This window comes from Pontiella sp. (assembly GCF_041622395.1).
Taxonomy (GTDB): domain Bacteria; phylum Verrucomicrobiota; class Kiritimatiellia; order Kiritimatiellales; family Pontiellaceae; genus Pontiella.
Window position 1 is genome coordinate 1 of record NZ_JBFJYW010000075.1, and the last position, 13429, is coordinate 13429.

At 61.3% G+C, this 13429-nt stretch carries 8 protein-coding genes; 3 read left to right on the forward strand and 5 right to left on the reverse strand.

From position 1 onward, the window contains the following. Nucleotides 1-57: 57 nt before the first annotated feature. The 3 genes from ABYO54_RS06165 to ABYO54_RS06175 all read right to left on the reverse strand — a co-directional run bounded on the left by ABYO54_RS06165 (nt 58) and on the right by ABYO54_RS06175 (nt 4061). A complete protein-coding gene (locus ABYO54_RS06165; RefSeq protein ID WP_372807369.1) occupies nt 58-924 on the reverse strand; it encodes a DUF1080 domain-containing protein in 867 nt (288 codons plus the stop codon). Between the two features lie 126 nt (nt 925-1050). Beyond that, nucleotides 1051-3072, reverse strand: coding sequence for a TIM-barrel domain-containing protein (locus ABYO54_RS06170; protein ID WP_372807370.1), 2022 nt, complete (start codon nt 3070-3072; stop codon nt 1051-1053). A gap of 74 nt (nt 3073-3146) precedes the next feature. Continuing rightward, nucleotides 3147-4061 (reverse strand): GntR family transcriptional regulator, encoded by a 915-nt coding sequence (locus tag ABYO54_RS06175; RefSeq protein ID WP_372807371.1) that lies wholly within the window; start codon nt 4059-4061, stop codon nt 3147-3149. An 85-nt stretch (nt 4062-4146) separates the two neighbouring features. Here ABYO54_RS06175 and ABYO54_RS06180 point away from each other — a divergent pair, with 85 nt between their 5' ends. From ABYO54_RS06180 to ABYO54_RS06190, 3 genes are all read left to right on the forward strand, one after another. Next, on the forward strand, nt 4147-5049 hold the full coding sequence (locus tag ABYO54_RS06180) for a dihydrodipicolinate synthase family protein (protein WP_372807372.1): 903 nt from the start codon (nt 4147-4149) through the stop codon (nt 5047-5049). A 16-nt stretch (nt 5050-5065) separates the two neighbouring features. Then, a complete protein-coding gene (locus tag ABYO54_RS06185) occupies nt 5066-6589 on the forward strand; it encodes an aldehyde dehydrogenase (RefSeq protein ID WP_372807373.1) in 1524 nt (507 codons plus the stop codon). Nucleotides 6590-6705: 116 nt separating this feature from the next. Further along, nucleotides 6706-8262 carry an L-serine ammonia-lyase, iron-sulfur-dependent, subunit alpha gene (locus ABYO54_RS06190; RefSeq protein WP_372807374.1) on the forward strand — a complete coding sequence of 519 codons (1557 nt, stop codon included), beginning with the start codon at nt 6706-6708 and terminating at the stop codon, nt 8260-8262. Between the two features lie 177 nt (nt 8263-8439). Here the strand turns inward: ABYO54_RS06190 and ABYO54_RS06195 are convergent, their stop codons facing one another. After that, nucleotides 8440-11505, reverse strand: a complete 3066-nt coding sequence (locus ABYO54_RS06195) for a M60 family metallopeptidase (RefSeq protein WP_372807375.1) — start codon at nt 11503-11505, stop codon at nt 8440-8442. Between the two features lie 163 nt (nt 11506-11668). Then, the coding region (locus ABYO54_RS06200) for a sulfatase-like hydrolase/transferase (RefSeq protein ID WP_372807376.1) at nt 11669-13429 on the reverse strand (1761 nt) is incomplete at its 5' end.

Sequence of the window (13429 nt, forward strand, 5' to 3'; positions counted from 1 at the left end):
GACCTCTAGCGAAGCGGGTGGTTGAAAATCATCCGAAAGTTTAAGGTTTCCAGTATACTAGTCCTCCAGCGGGCGGACCCAAATGTTGCGGTAGCGGACCGGGTTGCCATGGTCCTGCAGCGTGATCGGCAACGCGTCGGCATGCGCCTTATACTCGGTTGCGCAATGCGGCCCGTTCCATCCGGTGCCGCCCGACAGGAAGACATGGTCCTGAACCAGCACCCCGTTATGCAGGACGGTGAAGGTCGCCTTGCGCTCCAGCGTCCCGTCTTCGTTAAAAAGCGGACGGTGGAAGATGATATCGTAGGTCTGCCATTCGCCGGGCTTCTTCGAAGCATTCACCAGCGGTTTTTTGCGGCCATAGAGCGCTCCCGCCTGCCCGTCGGGATAGGTCTTGTTTTCGAAGCTGTCGAGCACCTGCACTTCGTAGGTCCCCATCAGGAAGACGCCGCTGTTGCCCCGGCCCTGGCTCGAACCCATGACGTGCGCCGGCGAAGCCCATTCGACATGGAGCTGGCACGAGCCGAACGCATCCTTCGACTGGAGGTAGCCCGCTTTCTTGACCGACTCCAGCGCGCCGTCCACCAGCACCCACTTCGTCGGGCCGCCCTGCCGATCGGTCCAGTTTTTCATGGAGGCTTCCGTGCCATCGAACAGGACGATCGCATCCGAAGGCGCCGTTCCGGCCTGGTCGCAGCCGCTGACGGTTCCGGGCGTAACGATCGGGGGCTGGGGCTGTTTGGCCTCGTCCGTCTCGTGCACCATGATTCCGTCGATCGTCATGAAGTGCACCTCTTTGCCTTTGTCGTTCAGCTCGGTCCACGTCTTGATTTCCGGCTCCCGCAGCGGGAACCCCGGCTCGGCAACGCACATTCCTGCCATGGCCACCACAAACGCGGCCAATCCCGTTCCTAAATGCTTCATACAAACTCCTGGGTTGTTGGATACTTCAGCGACATATACCGAAGACCGTCTGCAAATTCACGGGGGAAATGGACCGTTCTTTGGAACCAAGCCCCCCGCCAACCAGCTTGGGCCCTGCGGTTCCCTTTACAATTCAAAGTCGAAGGCGTTGCGGGTGAACAGCGGGATGTTTTCGAGGGCGACCTCGTAATCGAGCGTCTGCCCGCCCTTGTATTCCTGCCCGGTGAGGGCATCTTTCCACACCGCGCCGAGCGGGAGATAGATGCTTCGGGTCTCGGCGCCCGCTTCCAGCACGGGCGCCACCATGACGTCGGGGCCGAACATGTATTGATCCTCGATGGCGTGGCAGGCTTCGTCGTTCGGGAAATCGAAGAAGAGCGGACGCATGACGGGAATGCCGGTCTCGGAGGCCACATCCATGTGCCGCTGGATATAGGGGCGCAGGCGCTCGCGGACCTGGAGATAGTGCGTCATGATTTCGAGCGGCTTTTCGCCGAATCCCCACACCTCGTTCGAAGCCCCGGTGCCGGTGATCTGGCCCGGGATTTTGCGCTGCGGGCGGTTGACGCCGTGCATGCGCATCACCGGGCAGAAGGTGCCGTACTGGAACCAGCGGATCAGGACCTCCTTATAGGCTTCCGACTCGGTGTCGCCGTAGAACCCACCGATGTCGGTGTTCCACCACGGGATGCCGGCCAACCCGATGTTCAGCCCGGCCTTCACCTGCTTGCGCAGGGTTTCGAAGTCGCCGCTGATGTCGCCCGACCACAGCAGCGTGCCGAGGCGCTGGCTGCCGATCCAACCGCTGCGGATGAGGTTGATGATTTCGGTTTGGCCGTTCGCCACCTGACCGTCATGGATGGTCTTGGCGAAGTAGTAGGGATAGAGGCAGGAAACCTCGCGGCCGTTGCCGAGATAGTAGCGGATGTTGTCGTATTCGAGCGGCTCGATTTCCGGCTCGGCCTCGTCCATCCAGAACATGCGGACGCCGAGGTCGTAGTAGTTTTTCTGGAGCTTGGACCAGAGGGCCTGGCGGGCTTCGGGGTGCATCACGTCCACGAACGTGAGGTCGTCGTTCACCTTCAGAAACAGGTTGTTGCCCAGCTCCGGACGGATCGTCCAGTTGTTGTCGATGAACTCCTTGTAGTTTTCGCTGTCCGCCGCCAGCGTCGGCCACACCGAAACCAGCAACTCGATCTCCATCGCCTTGAGCTCCTCGATCATCCCCTTCGGATCGGGCCACAGCTCGGCATTGAATTTCCAGTCGCCCGTAACCGGCCAGTGGTAGAAGTCGCATACGATCACCGAGATCGGCAGGTTGCGCTTTTTGTATTCGCGCGCCACCGACATCAGGTCCTCCTGCGAATAGTAGCGCAGTTTCGACTGCCAGAAGCCCGTGGCATACTTCGGCATCTTCGGCGCCTTGCCCGTGAGGTCGGCATAGTGCGAGACCAGGTCGGCGGGGGTGTCGCCCGGGAAGATGACATAGTCCATCTGCTTCGCATATTCGGCGTAGAAGCTGGTGTGGGTCATCGAGAGTTCGGCGCGGCCGACGGCCGGGTTGTTCCAAATAAAGCCGTAGCCCTTGCTCGAAAGCAGGAACGGGATGGAGATCTGCGTGTTCTTCTGCGCCAGCTCGAGCACGGTACCCTTCAGGTCGAGGCAATCGTTGGGATACTGCCCCATGCCGTAGAGATGCTCGTCCTTGTCGGCATCGAACGTCACCTTCATCTCGAAGTGGTCGCTGCCCCGGGTCTTGAACTGCCGCGCAAACTGCGGATGATGCGCGTGGATCGCTTCGCGCAGCAGCACCTCGCCCTTTTCGTTCCGGTAGGTGATCCGCCCCCGGCGCGCCTGGACCTCGGCGGTGATCTTGCCGTTCTTTACCGTCGCCGCCCGGGGGCCGATGGAAATCTCCAGCTTGGATTCCGGTTGCGGCAGCAGGTTCCAATCCTGATCCGTAATACGCAGGCTCTTGGAGCTGCGGAAGCGCAGCGCGTCCGGCCCGAAGGCATCGATCCAAAACAGCTCGCCCTGGCTCTGCCATTGCAGGCGGTTTTCGAACCGCGTGAACGGCCCCGCCTTTTCCGGTTCGGCATATCCATTCGACGTAGCAAGCATCGTGGTCATGAGAACAAGTCCCCCCATTGTTTTGGTGATCGTTTTGTACGCATCGGGCCTATCCATTGTTGTTCGTTCCCCTGTAAAAATGAAGGTCGTGTTTATCCGTTGAGGTTCGATGACGTCCGGCGCGACAGAAAGTCGCCGAGGACGCGCGCCTGGGTCCAGATGTGTTCGGAGAGGAGGCTCTTGGTCAGCTTCTGCTTGCGCGCCAAGAGCGCTTCGAGAATGGCGCAATGCTGCCCGGCCATTTCGACGGCCACCTCGATCTCGGGCGCGGCATGGTTGAACAGCATCGCATGGTAGCGGGCCGTGTGTTGCTTGAAAAACGCCTGGATGTAGATGTTGCCGGATTTTTCGATCCAATATTCATGCAGCTGGCTGTCGATCCGCGAGTGGCGGCTCTCGATCTCGCGGTTGCGGTCGAGCAGGTAGCGCAGCACCGTCGGCTCCAGACTCGGCCAGGCGAGATCCAACGCGGTCAGCTCCATGGCTTCGCGGACCTGCAGGAAGGAGCGCACCTTTTCATGGTCGATGGGCGAGACGCGCCAGCCGCAGCGCGGAACGTGCTCCAGCAAGCCGGGCGAGGCAAGACGGCCGAGCGATTGGCGAATGACGGCACGGCCGACGCCGTATTTCTTGGCCATCGCCTCTTCGCGAAGATAGACGCCCTCGGAACCGAGGCTGGCCATCATCACCTCCTTCAACAGCCGGCGGTCCCAATCGCCGGCGGAGGGCGGCGGCAGCACCGCCTTGGGCTTCGCCGAACGCCCCGGCTTGACCCCGATGCCCAGCTGGCCGTTGTCCAGCTTTTCGAGGATACCGGCCTGAATCAGGTTGCCGACCGCAATCCGGATCGGCGTCATGCTGACGCCGTAATGCTCCGAGATGCCCGCAAGCGTGAGCTTTTCAGGCAAATTCGTGCCGGACAAAAGCCGGGCTTTCAGGTCCTGTTCGACGAAATCGGTCAGGTCCGTGGCGTGCTTGGTCGATGATGCGGACATGCCCAACAACATAGGACATTCCATTTGACATTGTCTACAAAATAGACAACAAGAGGAGGCACATGACATTGTACACAAAGACATTTCGGAGGCACGCATGCAATTTAAAGGAATCTACACCCCGGTCATAACCCCGTTCCACGACGATTTGAGTATCGACGAAAAAGGGTATGCCCAAATCATCGAAAACCAGATTGCCCTGGGCACCCACGCGGTGGTCATCGGCGGCACGACCGGAGAGAACTATGCGCTCTCGAAAGAAGAGCGCGTCTGGCAGTTCAAGTTCGCCAACGAGGTGATTGCGGGCCGCGTGCCGTGGATCGCCGGGGTCAACGACATCCGCACGGAAGACGTGTGCAGCTACTCGGTGGCCGCGAAGGAAAACGGGGCGTCGGCGCTGCTGCTGGCCGTCCCGCCCTACTCCGTTCCGACCGACGAAGAGCTGGCGCTGCATGCGCTGAAGGTCGACCGCGCGGCCAACATGCCGATCATGCTCTACAACTATCCGGGCCGTTCCGGCACCTCCTTCGGGGAAGAGTTCCTCGAGCGCGTGGGCCGCAGCTCCAACTTCCAGGCCATCAAGGAAAGCAGCGGCGACATCGACCGCATCCACATGCTGGCCTGCCAATTCCCCCACCTGCAGCTGAGCTGCGGCGCCGACGACCAGGCGCTGGAGTTCTTTGCCTGGGGCGCCCAAAGCTGGGTCTGCGCGGCCGGCAACTTCTTCGCGACCGAAGCCATTGCCCTGCACAAGACCTGCACCATCGACGGCGACTTCGCCAAGGGCCGGCGCATCATGAAGGCGATGCTTCCGGTGATGACCGTGCTCGAACGCGGCGGCAAATTCGTGCAGTGCGTCAAATATGCCTGCGAACTCGAAGGCCTCCCGGCCGGCCCCGTGCGCCTGCCGCTGCGTCCGCTGAAGAAAGAGCTCAAGCGCACCATGCGCGACGCAGTCCTCACGGCCAAGACCGCCATCCAACAGATTATCAGCGAATAAAAACAAGGATATCACCATGTCAGATCTACTTACCCAGGAAGAATATCAGGCCATCGCCGATTCCATGTCGTTCCCTGCCAACGCCTACATCAACGGCAAATACATGGCCGCGAAATCGGGCAAAACCTTCGAGACCGTCAACCCCGCCACCGGCGCGGTGCTGGCCAACATCGCCGACTGCGGCGCCGAAGACGTCGACTATGCCGTGAAAAAAGCGCGGCAGACCTTTGAGCGCGGCGAGTGGTCGAAACTCCACCCGCGCGAACGCAAACGGACCCTGATCAAATTCACCAAACTCATCCAGCGCAACCGCCACGAGCTCGCCGTGCTTGAAAGCATCGACAGCGGCAAGCCCATCAGCGACTGCGCCAACCTCGACCTGCCCGAAACCATCGACTGCTTCGCCTGGTATGCCGAAGCCGCCGACAAAATGTATCAGCAGATGTCGCCCACCACCGACGATGCGATGGGCCTGATCGTCCGCGAACCGATGGGCGTGGTGGCCTGCGTATTGCCGTGGAACTTCCCGATGCTGATGCTGGCCTGGAAGGTCGCCCCCGCCCTGGCGGCCGGAAACAGCGTGATCGTCAAACCCGCGCCCACCACCTCCATGACCGCGCTGCGCCTCGCCGAGCTGGCCGCCGAAGCCGGCGTTCCCGCCGGCGCCCTCAACGTGCTGGCCGGCGGCGCCGAAGTCGGCGAAGCCATCGGCCTGCACCCCGACATCAACGCCATGGCCTTCACGGGCTCCACCGCCGTCGGCCGCAAGCTGCTGGAATATTCCGCGAAGAGCAACCTCAAGCGGATCAACCTCGAACTCGGCGGCAAAAGCGCCTCCGTGGTCTTTTCCGACGCCGAGCATCTCGACTCGGTGGCCGCCAACGTGGTCTACGGCGCCTTCTGGAACATGGGCGAAAACTGCACCGCCAACTCGCGCCTGATCGTCAACCGCGCAATCAAGGCCGATCTGCTCGCACGCATCCAGGACAAGCTGCGCGGCTGGCCGACCGGCTACCCGCTCGATCCCAGCAACGCATTGGGCGCCATGACGACCAAACTCCATTTCGACAAGGTGATGAAATACATCAAGCTTGGCAAAAAGGAAGGGGCCACGCTGATCCTCGGCGGCGAACCGCTGAAAATCGGCGACGGGCTCTACATCCCGCCCACCATCTTCGACGACGTCACGCCCGATATGACCATCGCCCGCGAAGAGATCTTCGGGCCGGTGCTCACGATCCTCACCGTCGACAACGATGAAGAGGCCATCCTGTTGGCCAACGATTCGGAATACGGCCTGCAGGGATCGATCTACACCGCCAACGGCACCAAGGCGCTGCGCATGGCGCGCGAGCTGCAGGCCGGAACGGTCAGCATCAACTGCTACTCCGAAGGCGACATCACGACGCCGTTCGGCGGCTACAAGCTCTCCGGCCTTTCCGGGCGCGACAACTCGTTGCAGGCGTTCGAACAGTACACCCAGACCAAAACCATCTGGATCGATCTGAGCGACCGCCCGCTCGACGAAACGCTGGACTAAAAAAATCAAACCCCCAAGACACGAAGGGCACCAAGCTTAGTGTCCTTTGTGACTTTGTGGTTAATTAGTTGCAAGCCGAGCTTGGGGCCTGAAGCGCACGGGAGCATAGTACGCGCATGATTGTTAGCATATTCAACGATGTGATCGGCCCCGTGATGCGCGGCCCTTCGAGTTCCCACTGCGCGGCGGCGCTGCGGATCGGCCGCATGGCGCGCGACCTGATGGACGGCGACTTCAACGAGGTTCTCGTCGAGTTCGACGTCGGCGGCTCGCTACCGAACACCCACGACACGCAGGGCTCCGACATGGGGCTCTTCGGCGGCCTGCTCGGCTGGGACGCGGCGGATGAACGCCTGCCCGGATCGCCGCAGGCGCTGCGCGACGCGGGCGTAAAGATCGCCATCGAAACCGTCGATGTCGGCGACCCGCATCCGAACACCTATCGCTTGACGCTGAAGAGCGAAAAGGAGACCCGGACGCTCCGCGCCATCTCGACCGGCGGCGGAATCATGGAGGTGATCGACCTCGACGGGTTCGCCGTTTCGATGACGGGCGACTGTTGCGAAACGCTCATCCGGGCCGACGGATCCGCCGACAAAATCCTCGCCAAGCTCAACGACTTTAAAGCCGACGAGATCATCGTCCACGAGTCCGGCGACCGGAAACTAATTGAAGTCAAAGCCGCTACGTTTGTCGGCGACGAACTGTTGGCGGACCGCTGTGTTAAGCGACTCAATCCCGTGCTGCCGGTGATGTCGCGCAAGGATACGCAGGTGCCCTTCCGCTCCTGCGCCGAAATGCTGGCCTACGATGCGGGCAAAGGTACGCCGCTGTGGCAGTTGGCCGTGGAATATGAAATGGCGCGCGGCAACCTCTCCGCCGACGAGGTGGTTGCCAAGATGGTCGAGATCATCCAAATCGTGCGCCGCTCGATCGCCGAGGGCATTGCCGGCACGGAATACGAGGACCGCATTTTGGGGCACCAGAGCGGACGCTTCGACGAAATGATGCGCAGCGGCTCGCTGCTCGATGGCGGCGCCTTGAACCGGATGGTGCTCTACGTGACGGCGCTGATGGAAGTGAAGAGCTCCATGGGCGTCATTATCGCGGCGCCGACGGCGGGCGCCTGCGCCGCATTGCCGGGCACGGTCGTCGCCATGGGCGAAACACTCGGCCTCGACGAGGAGGCCATGGCCAAGGCGCTGCTGGCCGCCGGATTGATCGGCGTCTTCATCACGACCCAATGGACCTTCGCGGCGGAAGTCGGGGGTTGCCAGGCGGAATGCGGCGCGGCGTCGGGCATGGCGGCGGCGGCGTTGGTTACGCTGGCCGGCGGATCGTTGCCCCATGCGATCGGTGCGGCATCGATGGCATTCCAAAACCTGCTCGGTCTGGTTTGCGATCCGGTAGGCAACCGGGTGGAAGTGCCCTGCCTCGGCAAAAACACGATTGCCGCCAGCAACGCGCTCTCCTGCGCCAACATGGCGTTGGCCGGATTCGATCCGGTCATTCCGCTCGAAGAAGTGATCGACTCCGCCATGCGGATCGGCAACCAAATGCCGCGCGAGCTGCGCTGCACCAACCTCGGCGGGCTCTCCACCACCCCGACCGCCAAGGCGATCGAAGCGAAGCTTTCCGCCTGCCGTTCCGGTTGCGGGGGCTGCGGCGCCTAGTATTGAATGTCGGGGTTATGACCGCAAAGACGCGAAGAACAGGAACCTTTCTTTCTTTGCGTCTTCGCGGTCAATACATGCGGAGGAGCGGGTTTTCCTCAAACCACCAATCACTCTATTCGTCATCCGTTTGACTACCCCGGTCCGGTCCCCATCCGAAAGCAGTTGCACCTCCGATTATTCGGACAGATAAACGCGGTAGAAGGCGTTGGTTTTGTCGAGCTCATCGGTCAGCGAAACGATGCCGTTCGTGCCGACGACGTTGGTGACGGTTTGCCAGATTCCGGTCACGAGGTTGTCCGTCATTTCGAGCCCGTAGGTTTGCCCGGTTTCGCCATACCAACTGAAGCTGCCCGAGCCACCTTCGAAGCGGAGCGCTCCGATTTCGGCAACCTTCGGCACACGGACAACCGTCAGGATGTCCGAGAGGGCATAATAGCGATAGCTGCCGGAAGCGACACCGTTGTAAAGAAGCACCCAGCGTTGCGAGATGGAATTATCCGATTCCCCATACTCGATTTTAGAGGGCGACTCGCCCGAACCGCCCAGATAACGATCGCGCTTCGTGCCGCCGGCCGTCGTCCCCGTGGCCACCTTGTCCCCGACGTTGGCGTTGCCCAACTCATCGCGGGTGATGAGGTTGTCGAGGGTGTTGTCCCACAGGTCGGCATTGTCGTCGACCACCTTGGTTGCGCCGTCGAGCAGGAAGATGGGCACCCCGGAGTCCGTGTTGGGATTCGTGCCGGTATGGTCGCGGGCGTCTTCGGTGGCCGAGGAGCCGATCACCTTCCAGGTGCCGCCGAGCCCGGCCGCGTCGGCGAGTCCCTGCACGAAGGCATCGTAGGTTTCGAGGTCGGGATCATCGGCCGCTCTGGAGGCACTCGTGACAAAGACCAGCCGGTATGGGTCCCCGACTTGCCAGGGAAGCCCCGAGGCGGGATTGTTCCCGCCGTTGGCCTCCAGATCGAGAATGCCCAGTTCACCTTCAAACACGAAATCCTGAAGCGATACGGCCACGGTGGGCGATGGCGCGGTGACGACCGGGTCCGCCGTCTTGCTCCGCGCCATGACCCGATAGCGGTACTCCACATTGAAGGAAAGCCCCGAGTCGACATAGACCGGGCTGTCCTGCCAACCGCTATCGTCGCCGCCGGGATGGCCGGACAGCTCTTCGAAATAATACTGCACCCCGTTGCCGTGGGTGGCGGAGGTGGCGACCATTTTGATGGTACTGCCCGAAGTTGCGGCGGGCGGCGAGTCCCAGCCCATTGGGTCCGGGGACGGCGCCGACCCATCGGGATCGGGATCCCCCTCCGGGAAATAGCGTGCCAGAATGGCATCCAGTTGCGCCGTGATTGCGGCGGCGGTGCTTTCGGCGTAGCGGTCCCACTGGGCGGCATGGTCGACTTCTGTCTGGAAGCCGTCCAGACTGGGCTGCTCGCCCCACCACCCTTCGACAAACGCCTGGAAGGCCGCATTGTCGGCGGGGATCGAATAGCGATACTGCCAGAGCAGATCGAAGATTTCATTGGACGCGGGATAGGTTTCCGACTCGGTCGAGCCGCTACCGGGATGGATGCCCCAGAAATGCATCAGCGGTCTCACGTCGACCCCGGCCGCAACGGCCATGCGGTCGATCAAATCGTCGTCCGTTTCCGCCGACGAGTTCTTCACGCCGTCAACCACCATCCGGTGGTGGAAATCGTTCACGACCTGCCAGCCGAACAGGCGGGCGATATCCACATATTTTGCGTAGCCTTTGAGTTGGTAGCTCTTTTCGGCCTTCTCCATCTCGACGCCGTTGACAAAGTTGGAACAGAGCATCCAGGTCACCGCCGTGTTATCGAGGGTCCGGTGCGGATTGCTTTGGAACCCGCGCGACGCGGCGAACGACGTATCCAAATCGATTCCGAAGCCCACGTTCCAAATCGGCACATGCAGCAGGTTGACGGTCGACTCCGTTTCGTCGTCGAACTTCTTGAAAAAGTAGGCGTGCCCCTGCTCGTGGAAGACCTGGCTCGGCGCGTACTGCGGGCCGTTCACCAGATAGTTGCTGGACGCTCCGCCATAATCCGTGTCCGGGTCGTAGGTATCGTTGCCGGTCGGATAGCCCGGAAAAAAAGCGCCGCCGCGCATAATGACATCGACCTGCGCATAGAGGGTTTCCTTGCCGCGGCTGCGGGGAAACCCCATCAGGTCGTTCATGATGTCGATGCCGTGGCTCCAATCGGCCATCAGGGCGACCGGGTCGTCCAGGTTGTAGATCCAGTCGGTCGGGACCTGCGTCATGAAGTTTTCGGTTTGGAAGTCCGCCCACGGCGCGGGATGGTTGCGCTCGGTGTTCAGCCACTCTTCGAGCGTGGTGTTGTGCCCGGTAACGTTGTTGGACGAAAAATAGGGAGAGCGCACCGCGCCCGTGATGTCGATTTCCACCACCCCCGCGTCCGCGAGATAGGGTACTTCAACGTAGATGCCGCCGCCGAGCGGATTGCCCACAAGGATCTCGGTGGCGTCGATGTCATAAAGGATCGAGGGGCGGTCCAGACGCTTCACGGTCGTCCTGCGGGTTTCCAAGTCCCAGCTGTGGGCGCCGACGCGAATCTGATAGCCCGCGCCCACGATCGACGCGGGCACCTCGACGGTCACGATCGATCCGGGCGCAACGTAGCAGCCGGTCGGCTTACGGGCGGGATAGTCGTCGTGTTGCCGCTGCCAGCCTTCGGTATCGGGATAGCTTCCGTTGATGACCGCCGTATGGGTGGCGTTCGAAGCAGGCGCATCGACCGCGCCCGGGAAATGGGCGGAACTGCCGAACCGCCGGCCGTCGAGCAACGCCGCGTTCGCCGCGACGTTGGCCACGGTGTAGGTTTCATCCATCAGCGTCTGCATGACGGTGTAGACCACCCAACCCATCTCCTCGTCACTCACCGTGTTGCGGTCGAAGCTTTGGATCGGGCTGCCGTCTTTCCACAACGGGCCCACCTCGGCATCGTAGCGATCCACCAGATCGAACGCGGCCCCCATCACGTTGGTGCTCGAACCGAAGAGCGACGCGCCCGAAACGATCGCCGCCTTGTTGGCCGCAATCTCCGCGCCACTGAGCGAAACCGAACCCAACACATGGTTCTCCAGTTCCGTTAGCGCCTCAACCACCTCCGACTCGGTGGCGGCCCCGGCAGAGGAAACCGCCAGAACGACACCCAGCATCATGGAGGACAAACGGGATTTGGAAAACCTGTTCATGCCGCTACCCCCTCGCACACCACGCTTGCATGCGCCAGCAGTCCAGCACAGCAACCGGCAGGTCCCCATAAATCGTCGACTTTCACGATCGTGTCTCCTCCATGATCTAGCGCTTTCCGAGATCGGGCCGGCGACAGCCGCCTGCAGTACGACACCGTTTTTTTTAAGGCAACACGATCGCGGAGGGCGAATCGCCCACCATCTCCATGGTGTCGCCCAGCTCGGCTCGCATCGCATCCAACTGCTGCGCCAGTGCGGCTTTAACCTGCGCGTATTCCGCGTTATCCACAAGATTATTGAGCTGATAGGGATCGTTTTCCAAATTATAGAGCACCCAGTCGCCGCCCGCATGATAGGCATAGGTCCACTTTTTGGTGCGGATGCCGCGCCAGTCGACGCCGGGCCCGGCGCCGTTTTGCACGTTGAAGAGAAAGACCGCGTCGCGTTCTTTCTTGGAGGTGCCGGTAAAGGTGGACGAATAATCCACGCCCTGCAGGTTGTCGGGGGCATCGATTTTGCATAAGCCCAGCAGCGTGGGCATCACATCGACCGACGAGAAGAGCCAATCGGGTTGCCGGCCGCCCTCGATGCCGCGCGGATAGCGGATGATGAAGGGAATATTGATCGATTCCTCCCACGGGCGTTGCTTCAGGGTCTGCCCCAGCGAATACAGCATATCGCCATGGTCGGAGGTGAAGATGAAAATGGTATCGTCTTCGATCCCGGCCGCTGCGATCGCCGCGTTCAAGCGCCCCATATTCTCGTCGATGCTGGTGATCATCGCGTAATAATTCAAGTAGTCCGAATAATTGAAGCGGGAAGCGGGAACATTCGGACGGGCCGTAATGGTTACATCGTCATACATGGCCAAATATTCATCGGGCGCGGCGTAGGGGTTGTGGGGCGGCCCCATCGAAACCATCAGGCAGAAGGGTTCGTTGGTATGCTGGTTGATGAAATCGATCGCCAGATCGGTTTGAACGGTGGGTTCCCAGGCATCGGGCACATAGGTTGCGGTGGTGGCGTCGTCCACCCAATACTGCACGTAATCGTGATCGTGCGAGCAGTTGCGCACGGCCCAGTAGTCCCAATCGCGGCGGCTCGTGGCATCGACCGGGTTGCTGCGATTGCCCGCCAGGTGCCATTTGCCGATATATCCGGTGGTGTATCCGTTCGCCTTCAGGATGGTCGGCAACAGCAGTTCGTCGTCCGGTAGGCGCAGGTCGTTGTGATAAACACCCGTGGTGTGGCCATAGCGGCCGCTGAGCAGATGCCCCCGGTACGGCGTGCAGACGGGTTGGGCCGAGATCGCCTGGGTCAACATCATCCCCTCTGTTGCGAGGCGGTCGATTTCGGGGGTGATGACCTCCGTGTTGCCCATCGCGCCAATGGAACACGCGCGCAGTTGGTCGGCGAAAACAAAGACAATGTTGGGCTGTTTCTTGGCGCGGAAAAAACCGTTCGACGGCGCGGTCGGCATGACCCACGATTTATTGGTGGTGAAAGCGTTATCGACGTTGCTCCAAGCGTTGTCGGTCAGGTTGGAGGCAAACTGCAACAGGAACGGAAACGTATTGGTTCCCGGGAAGGTCGCCGCCACGTTCAACGCCGTATTCGCGGAGGCCACTTGGAGATTCGGCGCAGCAACCTGGCTGGCAACGGTCGTGCCGCCGTTATTGGTTTCGGAGTTTCCGCCATAGTCGGCGACGGCAAGCGAAATCACATTCGAAAACGCGGTATCGAAACGGATTTCGTCGAAGATGGAGGTTTGCCCCGCCCCGATCCCCACCACGTTGAACGCGCTCTGGTCGAGGTCGGCCTCCATGGTCGAAAAAGCCGCCGGAAGCTCATTGGTGGGATGGGTCACGTTGTAGAGCGTCACGGTATCGTTTGCGCCGTTGGCGGCCCAGTCGACCCGGCCCAC